Here is a 19,458-nt window from a genome sequence, read left to right as displayed (position 1 = left end):
TCTTATTCTAACTGGCAAGGCTCGTCCGTGGCTCAAATCTGTAAAAACCAGTCTGGTAGAAAACTCCTGCTACCAACTACTGATGAAAGTGAAACCACAGCGCACCTAAGTTACCAGCGTCCTCAAGCGGGCCGGAAAGAAAATTGTTCAAACCCCAAAGAGTCAATTTCTTCAGCCCAGGTCTTAACTTGGCTATCCCAGCCTTGAGCCTCGGCCTTAAAATCTGGGGACGCTCCCAGCTCGCGTGCCTGTTGTAGGGCAAAGTTTTTGACTCCTCGCGCCGCTAAATCTCGCGCTAACTCCACCACTTTTCCGGGGTGTCCAGGGTAAACAGTTAGGCGTACCTCGTAGTCGATGCCGCTGGCCAACACGGCATCTAGACAGGTAAAAGCCTTATCTGCGCCCGCTACCCCGGTGACTTGGCGGTAGTCAGTGGGCAAGGCTTTAATATCTAGCCCCACCCAATCGAGCAAACCTGCCGCCAATATTGCTTGCAGGCGCGAAGGATAAGCGCCCGCCGCGTGCAACCCCACCTGGAAACCCTGCGCCTTCACCCAGCGGGCAGCGGGAATCACCGCTGCTTGCGCGAGCGCTTCCCCGCCGGAAAACACTACCCCATCGAGCAGGCCTTTCCGGCGTCCTAGCAACTCTTCTAGCTCCGCAAACGGTACTGCCCCGGGCACTTTAAAATCTAAGATTTCATAGTTTTGGCAATAGGCGCAGCGCCAAGGACACCCCTGGCAAAACACGCTGGCCACGATCTTCCCTGGCCAGTCCACGGTAGAAAACGGGACTAGACCCGCGATGTTAAGCTGCCTGGCCTGCCCCAGCAGGCTGGGCTCCCCGTTAACTGCCAAAAAATCAGACACCGGCTAACTCTTGCGAGAAAGTAGTGCGCTCAGCGTACTCGCTCTGCTTACCGGTATTGAAAGAGGTCACGGGACGGAAGTAGCCCATTACCCGCGTCCACACTTCACAGGGCTGCTCGTGGTTGCCTTCGGCGGCACACTTGGGACAATCGAAATGTTCACCCGACAAATACCCGTGGACTGGGCAGATGGAGAAGGTGGGGGTGATTGTAATATAGGGCAGCTTGAAGTTCGCGAGCGCCCGGTGCACCAGGGTCTTGCAGGACTGAGCGGAGTTCATCGCCTCCCCCATATATAGGTGCAATACAGTGCCCCCAGTGTATTTACCTTGCAGTTCCACCTGTTCTTCTAAGGCTTGGAAGGCATCTTGGGTGTAGCCTACCGGCAGCTGCGAAGAGTTGGTGTAGTAGGGAGCGTCCTTAGTTCCCGCCTGAATAATCCCGGGGAAACGTTTAGCGTCCTCTTTCGCAAAGCGGTAAGTGGTACCTTCGGCCGGAGTGGCCTCTAGGTTATAGAGGTGCCCAGTTTCTTCCTGCAGCTGCACCATCCGCTCGCGAATGTGATCGAGCAAGTCGGCGCACATTTTATGCCCCACTTCGCCGGTAATATCTTCCGCGTCCTCGGTAAAGTTGCGCACCATCTCGTTCATTCCGTTTACTCCGATCGTGGAGAAATGGTTATCGAGAGTGCCCAGGTAACGGCGGGTATAGGGGAAAAGACCGGAATCCATATGCCAGGAAATAACTTCCCGTTTCTTCTCTAGGGACTGGCTGGCCAGGTCAATGAGGTGATCAAGCTGGCGGGTGAGCCCGTTCAAATCGCCCTTATAGAGGTAGCCGAGGCGCGCCATATTAATGGTCACTACCCCCAGGGAGCCAGTTTGTTCCGCCGAACCGAACAAGCCGTTGCCTCGTTTTAGCAGTTCGCGCAGGTCTAGCTGCAAACGGCAGCACATGGAGCGAATCATATGGGGATCCAGATCCGAGTTCAGGAAGTTCTGGAAGTAGGGCAGACCGTATTTCGCGGTCATGGCGAATAGGCGCTCGGTGTTGGGGGAATCCCAATCAAAATCGGGGGTGATGTTGTAGGTGGGGATGGGGAAAGTAAACACCCGTCCATCGGCATCCCCGGCAGTCATCACTTCGATGAATGCCCGGTTAATCATCTCCATTTCTTCGGCCAGATCCCCGTAGGTGAAGTCCATCAGTTCCTCCCCAATCAAGGGGTATTCATCGACAAGGTCGTCGGGGCAAGTCCAGTCGAACGTGAGGTTAGTGAAGGGACACTGGCTACCCCAACGGCTCGGCACGTTCAGGTTGTAAATCAGTTCCTGCATGCACTGGTGAACCTGCTCGTAGTCCAGGTTATCTTTGCGAATAAACGGCGCCATATAGGTGTCGAAACTAGAGAAAGCCTGCGCCCCTGCCCACTCGTTTTGCAAAGTTCCCAAGAAGTTCACGATTTGCCCACAGGCGGAGGAAAAATGGCGAGGCGGATTGGAGGCAATCGCCCCCGGAACCCCATTAAAGCCTTCCTGTAACAGTTGTTTTAGGGACCAGCCCGCGCAGTAACCGGCGAACATATCCAGGTCGTGAATATGATAGTCGCCCTCGCGGTGCGCCTTCCCAATTTCGGGAGTGTAGATTTCGTTTAGCCAATAGTTGGCGATCAGTTTGCCCGAAGAGTTAAGGATTAGTCCCCCCAATGAATAGCCCTGGTTCGCATTAGCATTTACCCGCCAATCAGCTTTTGATAAATACTCATTTACGGTCTGAGCGGGATCAACCAGGTGTTTCATTTTCGTTTGGGGTGCCATTTTTATCCTCTTTTGGTTCCTTCAAGTTCTTCTTGTTTGTCTACGGCTTCGTAGCCACCGCTATCGACTATAGGCATACCCGCCCAGAAACAGGTAAAGACACACGAGATATAGTAGGTTTCCTAAATGTTAACCACTAGATATTGTGTTTGCGTTTATTCTTCTCATATTTGCTGGCGGGGGCGGAAATAACCTGAAGCGCTCCCTATTGGGGGCGCTCGAAGTGCCAAAAACCCTTTGGGGCAAAAGACCTAGGCGGGGGCAGAGGGCGATTTTAGGGTGCGCATTCCGGCTCGCGCGACCTCGAAAATGAAAATCCAGCAGGCTCCGGCGAGGGTGAGCACGGTGCCTCCTGCCAGCAAGAGGGCGAGCTGGTGACGCGAAGCCGCGAGTTCCCGCAGGTCACTGCTGGCGCTGGCGGCAGAAAAATAGGGGCTGCCGGCACCTAGTTGAAAATAACAGTAGGTGACCATCACGGTTCCTACTAAAAACAGGGTCACCGCCAAGAAAGTGACGATCCGTCCTCGCCGCAACGCTCGCTGTCCCCGCTCTCCCCCCAGCTCCAGGGGAGACAACAACAGAGAAAACACGGCTACTACGCAAATGGCGGCGAAGACATCAGAGGGGCGATGCCAACGCGCTACGATTACCGCTAAAGCCACTAACCAGAGCACCAGTGCCGATAGGTAGGTGGCCACTTCCCGCCAACGATCAGCCGCTACCATCACCAGCGCTACCGCGGCAGCTCCGGCGGTCGTGGTGTGACCAGAAGGAAACGAGTTCGTCATATAGTAGGTGATTCCTAGGGCAGGGCGGGAAAGTACCAGATGCTTTAGGATCTGGGTGGTTACCGTGGCTGCCCCCACCATCACCAGCATCCGTGCCCCCAGGGCAAAACGCCTTCTTACCAGGGCAACTATCACTGCCGCGGCGATTAGTGGAACCAAAACAAATAAATACCATTCCCGCAGTAACGCTTGATCCCAAGGGGCAAAAGAACTATTGAGGTTAGATAAAGCGAACATGGCGAGCGTATCGGTAGCCTGCCCAGCGCGGGTGCACACAAAAATCAGGTAGCAGGCAACAAAGAACCCGGCCGCAAATAGCGCGACCGAAAAACGACGCACGTAACCGGCAGTTAGTCCTCTTCTCAGCGTGCTAGTCATGCTTTAACCTTAATTTGTCACTCCCGTGGTTTCCACAACCACGGGGATTTGGAAGCAGGCTCTAAACAGTAATATTTTCGCGTCAACAAGGGAGATTCCGGTGAGTATCGCTAACCTGGCGGACGGATTGCGTTCCTTTAGCAGCGACCAGTTGCTTTACGAAACCGTGTTACCTGCGCGGCGCGCCAGTTTTGCGCCTTGGCCGAGTTGGGTAGGCAAAGATTTACAGGCGGCTCTGATAGCCGATGGGATTGAACGCCTCTGGGAACATCAAGTTAGCTGCGCAAATGCTTTATATAGTGGCAGGGACGTGATTCTTACTTCCGGAACCGGTTCCGGTAAATCTTTGGCAGCTTGGCTGGCGTTCTTGGCGCGCGGACATAAATCCCTGGTGGGTACCCGTCCCACCGCTCTCTATTTAGCACCAACCAAGGCCTTGGCTCGTGACCAGGCAACCGCTTTAACCCATTGGGCAAGCTTGGCCGCACTGGATCTACAGGTCGCCCCGGTCGATGGCGATAGTCCGGCGGAAGTTAAAAAGTGGGCGCGCGCAGGCGCCGATGCGGTGCTGACTAATCCCGATTTCCTGCATTACGCATTGCTACCCCATAACGAGCTTTGGCGACCCTTTTTGCGGGGATTATCGCTGGTGATTGTGGATGAGGCGCATTATTACCGGGGGGTGCTGGGGGCAAATGTGGCCTTGATTTTACGCCGCCTGCGTCGCCTGGCTCGTAAATATCAAGCTGACCCGGTCTTTGCTTTACTGTCGGCTACTACCGCTAATCCGGCAGCTCATGGGGCTAATATGTTGGGGCGAGGACGCGAACTCGAGGTTATTGACCGCGACACTTCCGCCAGTGGTGCCCGCACAGTTTTCGTGTGGCGTCCGCCGTTAATCGAGGATAGTGACCCCGCTTCCTGGGAAGACGAAAACCTGTGGGAAACCAGCGAGGAGGGAGGCTGGGACAGCATCTCGGCAGGAAAAGAGCTAAAAGAATCTGAAGAAGCCACAGGCCAGAGGCAAGGTGAGGTGGCAGAAGGGCCGCGTTACCCTGCCATTTGGGAAGGCGGACGCCTGTTGGCGCAGCTAGTAAATAGCGGAGGGCGAGTTTTGACCTTTGCGCCCTCGCGGCAGGGAGTAGAAACTATTGCCCAGATCGCCCGGGATCAACTGAGTACCCGTAACCCGCATTTAATGTCGCGAGTGGCCGCCTATCGCGGGGGTTACCTGCCCGAAGAGCGCCGAAAGCTAGAAAAAGAATTACGTACCGGCACGCTACAAGGCTTGTCAGCAACCTCTGCTTTAGAACTGGGGATCGATATTTCCGGACTGGATGCCACCATCACCTGTTCTTGGCCGGGAACCCGCGCCAGTTTCTTTCAGCAACTTGGTCGCTCTGGTCGCTCCGGGCAAGAAGGCTTAGGTATCTTGGTGGTTTCCGATAATCCTTTAGATGATTTTCTAGCGCACCACCCGGAAGAGATTTTTCGCTCCGCCGAGCAAATAGTTTTCGACACTGAAAATCCGTTTGTGCTGGCGCCTCAACTACTTTGTGCCGCCGCAGAACTTCCTTTAACCAGTGAGGATACTGCTTTATTTGGGGAAGCTAGCACTGAAATCATGTCGCAGCTTCGCCAGCAAGGACTCCTGGTAGATCGGCCGGGGGGACTTTGTTTCGATATCACTAAACGATTTTCGCCCTGGCAGGCAGTAAAGCTTCGCGGAGATAGTGGCCAAGTACAAATCATCGAATCGGAAAGCGCCCAGGTAATAGGCACGGTTGATAGTGGTCGGGCGGACAGCGTGTTGCACCCGGATGCTATTTATGTACATCAAGGCCGTATCTGGCAGGTTTGTCGCCGAGAAGACGATATCGCGGAAGTGGTTCCCGGTCCGAAGAAGCTACGTACCCGCCCCAACACGGATACCAGCATTTCGATTTTGTCAGAAGAAGCTGCCCCGCTGACCCCTTCGCCGGCAGTTAGCTGGCATTACGGGCGGATCGAAGTGCAAACCACGGTTACTTCTTTTGACCTATTGCGCCTGCCGGGTCATGTTTATCAAGCTACTTTCCAATTGGATTGCCCCACCCGCACGCTGCAAACTACTGGCACCTGGTTCACGCTTACAGAGCAGGTAGTTAAACAGTTGCAGCTAAACGAAGAACAGCTATTAGGCGGGGGATTACACGCAGCCGAACACGCCCTGATTGGTTTGCTTCCCTTGGTGGCTACCTGTGACCGTTGGGATCTGGGGGGTTTATCTTTAACCCAGCATCCCCAAACCGGACTGCCAACGGTGTTTATTTACGATGGCACCCCCGGGGGTGCCGGTTTTTCCCGGCATGGTTTTAAGCAGCTAGAAACCTGGCTAGATTTAACCTATCGGCAAGTAAACGCTTGTCCCTGCAAGCAGGGGTGTCCGCGCTGTATCCACTCCCCCAAGTGCGGGAATGGAAACGAAATGCTGTCCAAATCTGCCGGACGGGATCTATTAGAGTTCTTACTTAGCAGCTTTGGTTCGGCCGGCACTGCCGCCTAAACCGGTGTTTTTAAGGGGGATTAATGGCGGGACCGGCTCGGGAATGAGCTTTAAGCTGCCAGTTGAAAACGGTTTTTATCCGCACCGAAACTTGTACGTCCCTAGCGGACAAAATACAAGAATCTAAGGACGCCGCATTTTCCTGGGCAACCTGAGTAGCCACGGCACAAGGAGCGTTCGCGGTGCCATAAAAGTGAGCCTGGGCGGCGGCTAGAGCCGCAAAGTCAGCCCCGGTTTGTGCCCGTGCCTTCGCGCTTAAAGCTCCCCCCAATAATCCAATCCCCACCGCCAACGCCGCTAATAAACAGATCAATCCCACCGCCCAAATAGTGGCCGACCCCGCCTCTGCCGCTGTGGGAGAAAGCTTGGTTCGACTCTTCCCGATTTTCATGGCTCTATTCCCATCGCCAACTCTGGTTCCTTTAGCGTGCTAGCTTTGCAAGTCACCGCGGGTAAAAGTTTTGCTTTCCCTACCAGGTTTTTACTGGCCGCGGCGCGCACCCACTGCCCACTACTGTCTACGCTGACCTTGATGGTGCCGCCACCTGACCACGATTTTCCGATGCTCACCGCGCGCGCTGCCGTGCGCGCTGCGTCACAGGTTTGCACCTTGGCGGCGCCAGCTGCCCCAGCACCTAAACTCATCACCGCTACCGCCACCAAGGCCGGAAGGGTCAAAGCAGTTTCGACAGTGGCGTAACCGCCCTGACTATCCCGACGCATTTGCCACAGTCGGCGCAGCCATCCTATAAACTGCGCCGACTGCGGATGTTTCCTAAATAATGTTCCCACTTTAAATTGAGAGTGCTTGTTTAATAATTGCAGTTAACGCGCTTTTTATCCCTCCTCCCTTAATGACTGCCATCAACAAACCAGCGAAGGCGGCTGCCGCTAAAGTTCCGATGGCGTATTCGGCGGTGGTCATCCCGTCCTCTTCGGTTCTTAGCCGCGCAATTGCCTGCCGGGTTTGCGCCCAAACCAAGGCGCGCAATGCGAAATCTTTCATCCCTTCCCCTTTCCTGTTCCCCCAGCCGGTGCGGCGGGAGGTGGTATCAGCTTCGTACAGGCAGAAAAAGATAGAAATCCCTAAATAATGTTCTGTGTAAAGGTCGCAATTATCGCCTCTTGGGGACTTGTGGGCGATAATAGGCGCATGAGTGAGCACAAACCCCGCACCGATAAAGAACTATTTGCCCAAGCCAGAAAAGCGATTCCCGGGGGAGTTAACTCTCCGGTTCGTGCCTACGGCTCCGTGGGCGGAACTCCGCATTTTATTAAAGAGGCGTTCGGAGCGTATGTACGTGACGAGGAAAACCGCACTTTCGTGGATTTGGTGGGATCTTGGGGGCCGGCGCTACTGGGACATTCTTGCCCCCCGGTCGTACGCGCAGTGCAAGAAACTGCCGCAAAAGGGCTTTCTTTTGGAGCGCCCACGGTAAACGAAACCAAGTTGGCGCAGGCGATTACCGCTCGGATGCCTGCGTGCGAACAGGTACGTATGGTTTCTACCGGTACCGAAGCCACGATGACCGCGATTCGTTTGGCACGCGGGGTAACCGGACGTGACCTCATCATTAAGTTTGCCGGTTGCTACCACGGTCACTCCGATGGGTTGCTGGCCGCTGCTGGTTCCGGAGTCGCCACCCAAGGACTCCCCGGCTCTGCCGGCGTCACTGCCGCAGTCGCTGCGGAAACTATCGTGCTTCCCTATAACGACTTTGAGGCTCTCACCGAAACCTTCGAGCGCAAAGGCGAACAGATCGCGGCAGTTATTTGTGAATCCTGCCCCGCCAATATGGGAGTCGTTCCCCCACTCCCCGGCTTTAACCAGCACATTCGCGCGCTAACCAGCAAGTATGGGGCGTTGATGATTACCGATGAGGTACTAACTGGTTTCCGGGTTGGTCCTTCCGGATACTGGGGGCTGCAAAATGATTATTGGGTCGATCTCCCCGCTATACTTCCCGCTTTCTCCGACGAGGACGAGCTAGCTAGCTGGAGGGCAAACGAGCTCGAAAAAGCCGAGTTCGTGCCGGATCTCTTTACTTTCGGCAAGGTTATCGGAGGAGGAATGCCGCTAGCGGCTCTAGGCGGCTCCCGCGAAATTATGGAGCAGCTTTCACCGCTCGGTCCGGTTTACCAGGCAGGTACTCTTTCGGGGAACCCTTTGGCTACTGCTGCCGGGCTAAAAACTTTAGAATTGGCAGATCACACGGTGTATGCCCGCACTACGGCAGTTGCCGATGCTCTCATCGGAGCAATTGAGCACGAGGCCGCACAAGCGGGGGTTGCCCTGAAAGTAAACCGGGCAGGTAGTTTGTTCTCCGTGTTCTTCGGGCAGGCGCCGGCAGAAAATGGGGTAACCAATTTTGAGGAGGCAAACGCGCAAGAAACTTTCCGTTACCGGGCTTTCTTCCATGCGATGGAAGAGGAAAACATTGCCCTGCCGCCTTCAGGTTATGAAGCTTGGTTCGTGTCTTCGGCTCACGATGATCGGGCAGTAGGACGGATTTTGGAGGCCTTGCCTTCCGCGATGCGAGCTGCGGCCGAAGCTGAAAGCAATGATAGTTAAGTTAAAACTGTTCACATTGTTGTTCTAATCGAAACCTCATCACCCCAGGACTTTAGTCGCTTTTGATTGAATTCGATTAAAAATCTATCGCTATGCTTTAATGTTGTGATACACTATTGAATATATTAATAGGTTGGGTAGGAAAGTTCCGATTACTATGAGCATTCTGCGCAAGATCAGCAGTTTTGCTGCCACTACCCTAGTGGCAGCGGCGCCGCTGTGCGTTGGTCTATGCTCTGCTCCTTTCGCGCTTGCCGCCCCTTCCGACACGCCGGCCACCAGCACTTCTTCTGCTACCCCAGCTAGCCAAACCCAGGATCTTACTAAGTGGGCAAAAGATAATTGTCCCGGTGGGGAGCAGTTTGTTAATGACGCTCAGAAAAACACCCCGATTTATTTAGGGTATGCGGACGGAAAAACCTACTTGGGGTACACCAATACCACCCATGCAAGTGGTGCTAACTCCAAAAATTTATTTAATGATACTCGCTCAGATGACAAGTTTAAAGAAAAGTTTGGGACTTGCGTGCGGGTAGCACCGAACAAAACTGAGCAGCCTACTGCTAAGGTTTTTTACGGAGCCCTATTTAAGGCAGACAAATCTGCCCTTGCCGCCTCCGGTTTTAGTGAAAAAACTCAGACCATTTTTCAGGTAACAAAAGTAAAACCATGGGATTTGGGGACAAAGGTAAAATCACGACCTGGCAAGTCTAGTGACAACTACCAAGAAATGCCCTACTCCGTTTCCACTGGGAAATCCGATAGCGGCTTTGTAAACACAACTGTGCGCACGGAAAACTCAATTGAACTGAGCTTTACTCAGTCCGGGTTTTACACTATCCATCTAAAAGCCATCACTACCGACCCGCAGAATCCCGATAAGTCTTACCAGGCCGAAATGGCCTACACTTTTATCGCCGGGAAGGAAGCCTCGGTTCCTAAAGATTTACAGGATATTGTTGATGGAAAGGACGAGGGAGGATCAGGTATTAATCCCTCCCCCGATCCGGGGGAAACCACCCCTGATACTCCCGATCCGGAGCCCGGTGATGAGGGTGGAGGCACCCATCCGGGAACCGATCCCACCCCTAACCCCGGAAAAACTACCCCTGGCACTTCCACACCCGGTCACGGGGATCAGGGTGGAACCTCAAATCCGGGAACTAGTCCCACCTCGAAACCTACAAACGGGCATAATGGTGCGGAGCGTAACCCCAACCTGTCTGCCTCTTCGCGACTACAAGCAAGTTCGCAGCTAGGAGGAACTAACTTGGCGCGTACTGGCGGCTCGCTAAGTCGCGCCCAGCTACCGCAACCTCCAGCAAACGCCTTCCCCACCCTGCCCGATCCGGCAACTAGCTCTGCAAAGACAGGAGACACCGCGGGAACTGCCTCGGACTCCGATACTAACCCCGGCTCTGCCGCTGATAGCGACTCCAATTCAGGCAGCCAAACTGGTAACGACAATCCCTTAAAGTTCCAGGCAGATAGTACTTCCACCGATCTGGTTACCAAGCAGTGGATTCGCTCTTCCTCTTTAGCCGTATTTGCCCTAGGTCTGGGAGCTGCCGGGCTAACCGGTATCGGATTACTCATTTTTTCCCGCCTACACCCCTAAATGAAAAAATCCTTCCGTAACCGGGTGCGCGATTACCGGTTAAAGAGAGAAAAAGATCAGCCGCTGGATCAAGCCATATATATGACGATAGCTACCGGCAGGTTGGAACCACTGCTTCGCGCCCTCGCGATCTACCCCGTATACAGCAGTGGCGAACTGCGCTGGCAGGGAAATTCCCAGTTTTTACTCGCCTACGCTACCCGCCTGCGCTCCCCTGCATCCGCTGAAGTTAACGCCGCCCTCTTAACTGAACATCTCGATGCGATCCGCGAGGACGCCGAAGACTCTCAGCCAATAGGTGCCCTCCTTAACCCGGGGGGACAATTTGAGATCACTTTAGAAGCCCATGATCTTCCCCGTTTAGCATCCCTAGTAGCGGGGATTCCCACCGAGGACGCCCTCACCCCGATCGCTTCGGAATCCTTAGAGGTCACCCCGGCAACTAGCGAACATTCTGGGCTACTGGTTTCTTTAGCACCCAGCCTGGCGGTACCAACCGGACTAACGCTGCGGGCTTTAACCGCCAGCTTTCAAGGCTTTAAACCTGGTACTTGGCCGGTAGTTTTTCTGGTAGACAGGGAGGGAGCTCCCCAAGCGATACCAGTGCCCCTGAAAGACCAACTCACCCTAGAGCTTCCCCAAGCCATCCTGATAGATCCAGCCGTAGCTGATTGGCGGCGCGACCTATTTTGGGGCTACCGGGAATTACTTACCTGATACCTACTTGCTCAATAACGCGAGGCTTGAGCAAAAAGCTATTTAACAGGGTTTAAGGCTGCTAATAGCCGCCAGGAACTGATCATTTTCTGCCCGGCTACCAATAGTTACCCGCACGCCCTCGGGAAATCCCCGCGTTTGAACCCCTTGGGAAAGCGCCGCCGCCTGAATTTGCTCCCCTACCTGCCCGGCAAACCAGATAAAGTTGCCGCCTGCCTGCGGAATTGTCCAACCAAGATTACGTAGTTCACTAAGTAATCGCGCTTTCTCTTTACAGACCTGGGACACCTGAGAGCGCATAGCCGCTTCATCTGCCAGTGCCGCCAGGGCGCAAGCTTCCGCCACCGCCGAGAGTCCAAAAGGAGTAGCCACTTTGCGGATCGCTTCCGCGAGGAAAGAGCTAGTTAAACCGTAGCCACAACGCAGACCAGCCAAGCCGTAGGCTTTCGAAAAAGTGCGCAGCACCAGCAGATTAGGAAAGTCCGCGAGTAAAGTCACCCCGTCAACGTGACCGGGAGAAGTATCAAACTCGAAATAGGCTTCATCCAAAACTGCCAGCACCTGGGCAGGCAAGGCCGCCAAAAACTCGCGAACTTGGGTTTGGGTCAAAGAAGGTCCGGTGGGATTATTCGGGCTACACAGGATAACCGCGGCCGTGTTTTCGTCTACAGCACTTAAAATCGCGTCCAGGTCATGGCTGCCGTCACTATTGAGCGGAATCTGGCGCGACGAGGCGCCAGTGATTCCCACTAGAATCGGGTAGGCCTCAAATGAACGCCAGGCATAGACCACGTTATTTCCCGCCTGAGCCACCGCGCTTAACGCATTCGCTAACACCTGGATAGATCCGGGACCAACCACCACTTGGCAGGGATCCAAATGGTAATGCGCCGCCAATTTTGCTACCAGATTGCCCCCAATGGCATCCGGGTAGCGGTTAGTGCCCACCAAGGCCTGCTTGCCGGCCTCGATAATCGGCTTTGACGGCGGAAAAGGCAGCTCGTTACTGGATAGTTTTACTACTTTCCCGGCATCGCCTTTTCCGGCAACGTAGGCGGGCAGGTCGGAAAGTACCTGCCGTAATCGAACCTGACTCATAACTTAAGTTTGCCTTTTTTCTACCGACTACGCTTTCTGGTTTCAAAATTGTCCGCGGATCACTGATTGCGCCAGGCCACCTCTTTCTAGCTTCGCCCTAGCCTTAGGAAAGAACCTGCCCCGCCGGTTTCAAAATTCACCCGGGCCTCCGCTGAAACTTTGCCGCGCGGCCTCGTGCCATAATAGTAGTTATGCAAACCCTTTTTGATGACTGCTTTGATTTCGCCAAAACCGATATTGCTTTAGGTCCCTTAGATGGCCGCTACCGCTCCCAGGTCAGTGCGCTCACCAATTATCTATCAGAACCGGCTTTGAACCGCTCCCGGTTATTAGTCGAGGTAGAGTGGCTAATTTTCTTGGCAGAAAACCGGGTATTGAAGGGGGTAAGCCCCTTTAGCGAGGACGAAAAACGGTATTTGCGCTCGCTGATCACTACTTTTGGTGAAGCCGAAGTGGCTGAGCTAAAAGAAATCGAAGCAGAAACTAAACATGACGTGAAAGCAGTGGAGTATTTCCTGCAAGCCCGCCTGCGCGGCGCCTCGGAAGTGCTGGGGGAAACTTTTCTGCCTAACTACCTGGCAGCGGTGCATATTTTTTGTACTTCTGAGGACATTAATAACCTGGCCTACGGAATTGGGATTAAGGCAGCGGTGGAACAGGTTTGGATACCGCAGGCGCGCCAGCTTGTTGAGCAGCTTGCGCAACTAGCTTGCCAGGCGGCCACAGTTCCTATGCTGGCACATACTCATGGGCAACCGGCCACTCCGGTGACTTTAGGTAAAGAGATGGCAGTGTTTGCCCACCGGTTACGTCGCCAACTTTCCCGGATTGACAACACCGAATACTTGGGCAAGATTAATGGTGCTACCGGTACTTGGGCGGCACATAAAGTGGCGGTGCCCGGCGCTAACTGGCCGCAGTTATCTAAGGCGTTTGTGGAACATTTGGGTCTTGCTTGGAATCCGCTTACTACTCAGATTGAATCGCACGACTGGCAAAGTGAGCTTTATAGCGACTTGGCGCGCACTAACCGGATCCTGCATAACCTGGCCACCGATTGCTGGAGTTATATTTCGATGGGTTACTTCCACCAGAACCTGGCGGCACAGGGTTCCACGGGGTCTTCTACGATGCCGCATAAGGTCAATCCGATTCGCTTTGAAAATGCGGAAGCTAATCTAGAGATTTCCTGTGCGCTGCTAGAAACTTTGGCGCAGACTTTAGTGACTTCGCGCCTGCAGCGTGATTTAACGGATTCTTCTACCCAACGCAATATTGGGGTTGCTATCGGCCACTCCCTGCTTGCCCTATCCAATCTTCAGGGTGGTTTGCGGGGATTGGATGTGGCAAGCCAGGTAATGGCGCGTGACCTTGACCAGAACTGGGAAGTACTGGGCGAGGCCGTGCAGCAGGTGATGCGGGTTGAAGGACTGGCCGGGACTCCCGGGATGGATAACCCGTATGAACGGCTGAAAGAGCTGACTCGGGATAGCAAAGTTGATGAGGCAGCGATGAAAGAATTTCTAACTTCATTAGGACTTTCTGAGGAAGCTGAGTCTCGTTTGCTGGCACTAACCCCCAAAACCTACTTCGGATACGCTAGTGAACTTGCCACCGGGGAAGCATTAAAAAACTAATACTTACCAGGCGGTAAGTATTGAAAACCGCCTCTATTGAGCCGAATTCCCGATATTTGAGGCGCCATAAGCAGAGTGTTTAGCCTGATACCAGCTGTTTGTGTGGTATATCACCTAAATGAGACAATTATCAGCTGGCAATTTATTAACCAAGCGGTAAGATTAGAACTGGTACCACAGAAATGGAGCGTTCCCAATAACGGCTCCGCAATAGATGAGGGATTTAATCATGAGGCTTAAGAACTTCGCCAAGACCCTAGTTTCCGGGGTTTGCGCAACGGCATTAATACCTGCCGGTCTCTTAGCGGTCGCGGCGGCCGGTAACCTGGCAGAGGAATCGCCAGCCGGTAACCTTACGGTATCTACCTCGGTAGCGAACACCCCCAAGTTTTTAACCGGATGCATTGGCTCAGATCAATTGGGCTATGAAAATGTGCGGATTAATAAACTTCCCGCTGGCAAAGACTGGTTTTTGACGGTTTCTGACTCTGATCAAAGCCCGTTTGCCAGTCGCGACAGCTACACAAATCCCAATGCTGGCGGATACATGTACACCTTTGATCCGGCCGCTAACGATAGCGAGCGAGCCTTACAAGGTTCGGTAGGAAGCTCGGGTCTCGGACTGGCAGGCACCTACCACTTTAAGAACTCGGTAAAGGATCTACACCCCTGGGTATTCGTGCAACTAGAGGACGAGATCTACGGTGCTTTGAAAGTAACCACTGGCTGCGAATATGATTTCAGCACCATTTTGGAAAACAATACTTTTGATAAGTACCTGGAAATCAAAAAGTTCCTAGTAAATCCGCAGGCAGTAAAGCAGGATTGGAATCCGCTACTAACATTGCACCAGTTCCGGGCACCGGAAGCAGCCGATTTCAAGGTGCTGGACACTCCTCCCGCCCCGCAGCCGTCAACCGACCCGGATACTGAACCCAGTCATCCGGATGTTCCCGAAGTTCCTGATACTCCCGAGACTCCTAAACCTGCTGAAACTCCCGATGCTTCCGGAGCACCGACGGTAGATCGCCAAGCACCTACCCTTGACGCTGCGTCCAAGAACAAAGGCTCTAAAGACAGCAAGCAAACCGCTCCGTCTGCCGGAGCGACCACTGCGCCTAGCGCACCTGCGCAGCAGGCTGCTCCCGGTCAGCGGCAAGCAGCCGACCCGGCTCCTGCACAGACGACTCGGGTACGCACCGTTATTCAAAATCGGGAACATACTCGCACCGTAACCGTTCCTGGTCCGATTCGTTACCGGGAGGCTCCCGCAACTTCCTCTAATAACGCAAGTAATAACAACTCTTCTACCACCACGGACAACTCCGCGAAACCGGCTCAGGAAGGGTCCGGTAGCGCGCAGGAAGCAACTGGCAATGGGACCGCCAGTCAAGTTCAGGGAGTAGAAGAACCCAAGGCAGCGCCCTCGGCGCCCGCCGCAGCTAGAGATGCCAATGTGAACCCCAGCGTGGTTGACCGCATGGGCGGACTCGGTACCATTGCCGCGATCGCAGTTCTTGGGTTAATCGGCGCAGGTGGCGCCATAGCCCTGACCAGATCGTTGATGAACGGTTAAGTCCACTGGGAACTGGACTTAACGGTTTCTAGACTGGTCAGGTACGGGGCAGGAGATTCCCTCAATCTCCTGCCCCGTATTGCTATCTCTAGGCCTTATTCAACACCTAGCATTGCAAAGTTGATACAAGAGATTAAACTTTAGGCTAAGTAGGTTCAATAGAGAAGAGGATGCACCATGCGGTTTTTCCCATCAAAACGACCCGGTAAAAAAGCCAATGATCGCACTATCGATATTTTGGTTACCGGAATGACTTGCCAAAAATGCGTAGAACATGTCACTGAAGCTCTAAAAAGTTTAGAAACCGTCAAGCGGGTGTCAGTGTTGCTGCGCAGTAACGAACCTAGCCAAGTCACCATCCTCACGGATTACGAAATCGAGGATGATACTATCCGCGACTGCATCAAGAATGCTGGCTACGAAGTAGTAACTATTGAACGTGATGATGACTAATTGTTATCGCATGCAGAGATCTTAAACCGTACTATTTGGCGGCTTTTTGCTTGCTGGATCGAGTTTTAAAGAAGCTAAACACCATCGGTAGTACCGAGATAGCCACAATCGCAATCGCAATTACCTCAACGTTATTGGCTACCACCGGGATATCTCCCAATAGTACCCCCGCCAGCATAAAAGCCCCGATCCAGAGGGCGGCACCCACCATATTCCAGATCAGGAACAAGCGGTAATTCTGTTTGCCAATCCCGGCAATGATGGGGACAAAGGTACGAACAAAGGGTACAAACCGGGCTAATACTAGTGCCACTCCACCGTAGCGGCGAAAGAAATCCTCAGATTTGTGCATGTTTTCAGTTGATAAATAACGGGCATTATCTTTAAAAAGCCGCCTGCCATATTTACGTCCTAACCAGTACCCCACCATATTTCCGCAGATAGCAGCGATAAAAAGTATTAGGAAGGTTAACCATTCCGGCACCCCGGGTATCCGGTTATGCAAAATACCGAGGGCGAAAATCATTGAGTCACCGGGAAGCACCGGGAATAAGACCCCGGACTCGATGAAAACTATTAGCGCTACCGCAGCCACCATCCAGCCACCAAGTTCCGCTAGCAGGGTGTTGAGCAGGAGATTAGGGTCGGTAAGATAATCTAAAGCTCCCGCGGCTACTACAGACGCAAACATTCGTCCTCCTGAGAATAATTCATGATCATTTCTCATCCTAGACGAGCGGGACCAGAGGCTAATAGGCTAAAAAGCAGGCTGGGCGCAAGCTCACATCTAGGTATGTACCTTGATTGCACATAGAATCAAGACATGAGTTTTTCGGGAGAGACGGCTAGTCCACTGCTAGATCGACACCTCACCGAAATTGTCGATGCTAAGAACTCCCGTTTGCGGCGCATCGATGACCTGGCTCGTGCCGGGATGTACCTAGTGGTGATCGTGTTGGTATTGCTAATGGCTATCTACGCCCATGCCACTACCCAAGCAGTTGCCCAGGATCTGACCAAAGTATTCGTAAACACCACTTTGGCGCAGATTCTGCTGCTTCCCCTTTCAATGTTGCAAAACTTATTTATCTTGGCAGCCCCGATCGCTTTAATAGCTATGTTGGCTTTGCGCCGGCAATGGGTCCGCACTTTCCAAGCCGCTTTTACCGCTGTAATCGGGGGAATGGTAGCTTTAGGCGCCTCTACTTTGATCTCTGCTCTTCCCTATGTATTTTCAAATGCTTTGAAAGTATGGTCAGTTGACGGATCAATAGTCGCGATAGCTATTCCTCTTACTTCGGTAGTAGCGATGATGACGGTGGCAGGTGAACGTCGCCGTGACCAGTTATTACGAGTGCTGTGGGCAGTAACCTGGTTCATTTTAGTCTTAGCGGTCTTACAGGGACGTATGACCTTGCCTTCCGCGCTAATCACCGTATTTTTAGGCACTCTAACCGGTTGTCTGGGACGTTACCTCTGGGGGGTACGCAACTATCGCCCGACAGGACAAGCCTTAATTACTGCCCTTATCCAAGTGGGAATAACTCCCCGCATGATTTTACGTCTAGATCCCCCCACGGAAGGTGACCTGCTAAGCGTAGAGGAGGTTACCTTCACTACCGAAAGTGACTCCCTGGTGCTAGTAGGGGATATGGAAAGGAAGCTGCTCGACGTTGATCCAGTTCTAGAACTAGCTACCTTTGTCGCTAGCGATCTTAAATCCTTTACGGAAACGGTAAGACCCGGTGAAAGGGTTTATAGCGTACTTGCTGAAAACAATCGTCGATACCGCATGGTAGCAACTGACGGGGATTCCCGTCTTTCTACCTGGATCACTGGAATCTGGACTAATCTGCGGCTACGTTCCTTTTCTAAATCAACCGCTGCCACGGTGCGCCAAAACGGAGAATATACGGCGCTTATGGGAGCTATGACCACCCGGGCACAACTTAATACTCGGCCCTACCACGGTCTGGCTCACTATGGAAGCACCATGCTCAATATTTTCGAGGACGATGTTTCCTTACGCCCCTTTGCTAGCCTCTCTCCCGCTGATATTTCGGAGGAACAGTTACATTCTGCCTGGTCACAGCTGCTAAAAGCTCATCAAAACGGCCTGGCTCACCGTAATATTAATGCGGAAAACTTGTGTTTAGGCTCTGATGGATCTTTATACTTTCTAAACTGGTCTGACGGGGAAGTCGCAGCCTCCAAAATGTCAATTCTAATTGACCAGGTACAGTTGCTAGTTCTAACTAGTCTTTACCTCGGAAAGGATCGGGCGGTCGCCGCAATGCGAGCAGTGCTACCATCTTCCCAAATCGAAGCGATGGTGCCAGTACTGCAAACTTTGGCCTTGCCGTCTGCAACTAGACAAAAACTTCGTAAGAACCCGTTACTTTCAACCCTGCGCCAGGAACTGCTCTCCAAAGCCGACACTGATCCCACCACCGTTCCCCGGGCTCAGCTACGTCGCTTTTCCTACTCCTCCTTGCTATTTACTGCCTTGGGAGTTATGGCAGTACTGATTGTTTTAGGTTCTTTAAACTTCAAAGAAATCTATGCCACTATTTCTACCGCCAACGCCTGGTGGATTCTCATCGGCGCTTTCTTTGCCCTGGCTATGAGTAGCGGGCAAGCACTTTCCTTGCAGGCGGTAACCCCGAACCGCTTAGGGTACGGCGAACTATTTTTACTACAGTTGGCAGGCTCGGTAACCTCCTTAGTAGTGCCCGCAGGGGTGGGAGTGGGCGCCCTTAACCTGCGTTATTTAACCAAGAAAAATATGACCGGCGCCCTCGCCCTCGCTACCGTTTCCCTAATGCAGCTGTTCCAGTTTGTGATTACGGTAGCGCTGCTAGCAGTCATGGTGATGTTTACTGGTACCTCTATGAACGTGCGTCTGCCTTCTTCGACGGTATTGGCAACTGTCTTGTTGATAGTGGCACTGCTAGTGGCAGGATTTGCTCTCCCGAAGGTGCGTAAATGGATCTGGGCGAAAATCCAACCCACTTTTCACCAGGTTTGGCCGCGCCTAATCTGGATTACTTCTAGTCCGCGCCGCATGGCTCTAACCACCCTGGGATGTTTAATGCAGACTGGCCTGCAGGTAGCAGCCTTTTATTGTGCCCTGGCGGCCTTTGGCTACCATTTGCCGATAGCCACCATTACGGTTACATTCCTAGTATCAAACACTTTGGGTTCTATGATTCCCACCCCTGGCGGACTCGGTCCGGTGGAAGCAGCCCTAACTGGTGGTTTGCAAGTGGCAGGGGTACCGGGCGCGATCGCCCTATCAGGAGCCTTGCTGTATAGGTTACTGACTTTTTGGATGCGTGCTCCGATTGGTTGGCTCGCCATGCGTTACCTGCAACGACGTGACGTGCTATAA

General features: G+C 53.2%; 16 protein-coding genes. 8 read left to right on the top strand and 8 right to left on the bottom strand.

The genetic code is table 11. From position 1 onward, the window contains the following. Positions 1 to 122: 122 nt before the first annotated feature. The 3 genes from L0M99_RS06845 to L0M99_RS06835 form a co-directional block, all read right to left on the bottom strand. On the bottom strand, positions 123 to 869 hold the full coding sequence (locus L0M99_RS06845) for an anaerobic ribonucleoside-triphosphate reductase activating protein (protein ID WP_024059596.1): 747 nt from the start codon (positions 867 to 869) through the stop codon (positions 123 to 125). Further along, the gene (locus L0M99_RS06840; RefSeq protein ID WP_024059597.1) at positions 862 to 2,685 is read right to left on the bottom strand and encodes a ribonucleoside triphosphate reductase; all 1,824 of its coding nucleotides are present in this window, start codon (positions 2,683 to 2,685) and stop codon (positions 862 to 864) included. The genes L0M99_RS06845 and L0M99_RS06840 overlap by 8 nt, the downstream gene beginning before the upstream one ends. A gap of 251 nt (positions 2,686 to 2,936) precedes the next feature. Beyond that, entirely contained in the window at positions 2,937 to 3,851 is a 915-nt protein-coding gene (locus L0M99_RS06835; protein WP_238128162.1) for a phosphatase PAP2 family protein, read from the bottom strand. Between the two features lie 100 nt (positions 3,852 to 3,951). Between L0M99_RS06835 and L0M99_RS06830 the strand changes: the two genes are divergently transcribed. Then, entirely contained in the window at positions 3,952 to 6,396 is a 2,445-nt protein-coding gene (locus tag L0M99_RS06830; RefSeq protein ID WP_238128161.1) for a DEAD/DEAH box helicase, read from the top strand. 10 nt (positions 6,397 to 6,406) lie between these two features. On the opposite strand, the gene L0M99_RS06825 is transcribed toward L0M99_RS06830, so the two are convergent. The 3 genes from L0M99_RS06825 to L0M99_RS06815 form a co-directional block, all read right to left on the bottom strand. Further along, positions 6,407 to 6,787, bottom strand: a complete 381-nt coding sequence (locus L0M99_RS06825; protein ID WP_024059602.1) for an Rv3654c family TadE-like protein — start codon at positions 6,785 to 6,787, stop codon at positions 6,407 to 6,409. Then, complete coding sequence (locus tag L0M99_RS06820; protein ID WP_024059603.1) at positions 6,784 to 7,119, bottom strand: TadE family protein; 336 nt, start codon at positions 7,117 to 7,119, stop codon at positions 6,784 to 6,786. The genes L0M99_RS06825 and L0M99_RS06820 overlap by 4 nt, the downstream gene beginning before the upstream one ends. A 70-nt stretch (positions 7,120 to 7,189) precedes the next feature. Beyond that, the gene (locus L0M99_RS06815) at positions 7,190 to 7,402 is read right to left on the bottom strand and encodes a DUF4244 domain-containing protein (RefSeq protein ID WP_024059604.1); all 213 of its coding nucleotides are present in this window, start codon (positions 7,400 to 7,402) and stop codon (positions 7,190 to 7,192) included. Between the two features lie 147 nt (positions 7,403 to 7,549). Here L0M99_RS06815 and hemL point away from each other — a divergent pair, with 147 nt between their 5' ends. The 3 genes from hemL (at position 7,550) to L0M99_RS06800 (ending at position 11,303) form a co-directional block, all read left to right on the top strand. Further along, a complete protein-coding gene (gene hemL / locus L0M99_RS06810) occupies positions 7,550 to 8,968 on the top strand; it encodes a glutamate-1-semialdehyde 2,1-aminomutase (RefSeq protein ID WP_038110217.1) in 1,419 nt (472 codons plus the stop codon). Between the two features lie 133 nt (positions 8,969 to 9,101). Then, positions 9,102 to 10,586, top strand: coding sequence for a hypothetical protein (locus L0M99_RS06805; RefSeq protein WP_238128160.1), 1,485 nt, complete (start codon positions 9,102 to 9,104; stop codon positions 10,584 to 10,586). After that, positions 10,587 to 11,303 (top strand): hypothetical protein, encoded by a 717-nt coding sequence (locus tag L0M99_RS06800; protein WP_024059607.1) that lies wholly within the window; start codon positions 10,587 to 10,589, stop codon positions 11,301 to 11,303. It abuts the gene before it with no gap. Positions 11,304 to 11,345: 42 nt separating this feature from the next. Here L0M99_RS06800 and hisC read toward each other — a convergent pair whose 3' ends face one another. Next, positions 11,346 to 12,401 (bottom strand): histidinol-phosphate transaminase, encoded by a 1,056-nt coding sequence (gene hisC, locus L0M99_RS06795; RefSeq protein ID WP_024059608.1) that lies wholly within the window; start codon positions 12,399 to 12,401, stop codon positions 11,346 to 11,348. 191 nt (positions 12,402 to 12,592) lie between these two features. Here hisC and purB point away from each other — a divergent pair, with 191 nt between their 5' ends. The 3 genes from purB to L0M99_RS06780 all read left to right on the top strand — a co-directional run bounded on the left by purB (position 12,593) and on the right by L0M99_RS06780 (position 16,067). Continuing rightward, complete coding sequence (gene purB, locus L0M99_RS06790) at positions 12,593 to 14,038, top strand: adenylosuccinate lyase (protein WP_238128159.1); 1,446 nt, start codon at positions 12,593 to 12,595, stop codon at positions 14,036 to 14,038. Between the two features lie 229 nt (positions 14,039 to 14,267). Next, entirely contained in the window at positions 14,268 to 15,614 is a 1,347-nt protein-coding gene (locus tag L0M99_RS06785; protein WP_024059610.1) for a hypothetical protein, read from the top strand. Between the two features lie 177 nt (positions 15,615 to 15,791). Continuing rightward, a complete protein-coding gene (locus L0M99_RS06780; RefSeq protein ID WP_024059611.1) occupies positions 15,792 to 16,067 on the top strand; it encodes a heavy-metal-associated domain-containing protein in 276 nt (91 codons plus the stop codon). Positions 16,068 to 16,098: 31 nt separating this feature from the next. Here L0M99_RS06780 and L0M99_RS06775 read toward each other — a convergent pair whose 3' ends face one another. Then, entirely contained in the window at positions 16,099 to 16,758 is a 660-nt protein-coding gene (locus tag L0M99_RS06775; RefSeq protein WP_024059612.1) for a DedA family protein, read from the bottom strand. Between the two features lie 132 nt (positions 16,759 to 16,890). Here L0M99_RS06775 and L0M99_RS06770 point away from each other — a divergent pair, with 132 nt between their 5' ends. Further along, entirely contained in the window at positions 16,891 to 19,458 is a 2,568-nt protein-coding gene (locus L0M99_RS06770) for a lysylphosphatidylglycerol synthase transmembrane domain-containing protein (RefSeq protein WP_024059613.1), read from the top strand.

The sequence above is a fragment of the Varibaculum cambriense genome (assembly GCF_022133705.1).
Lineage (GTDB): Bacteria > Actinomycetota > Actinomycetes > Actinomycetales > Actinomycetaceae > Varibaculum > Varibaculum cambriense_A.
Note: the sequence above shows the minus strand (reverse complement) of the source record. Positions and strands in the feature narration are given on the sequence as shown.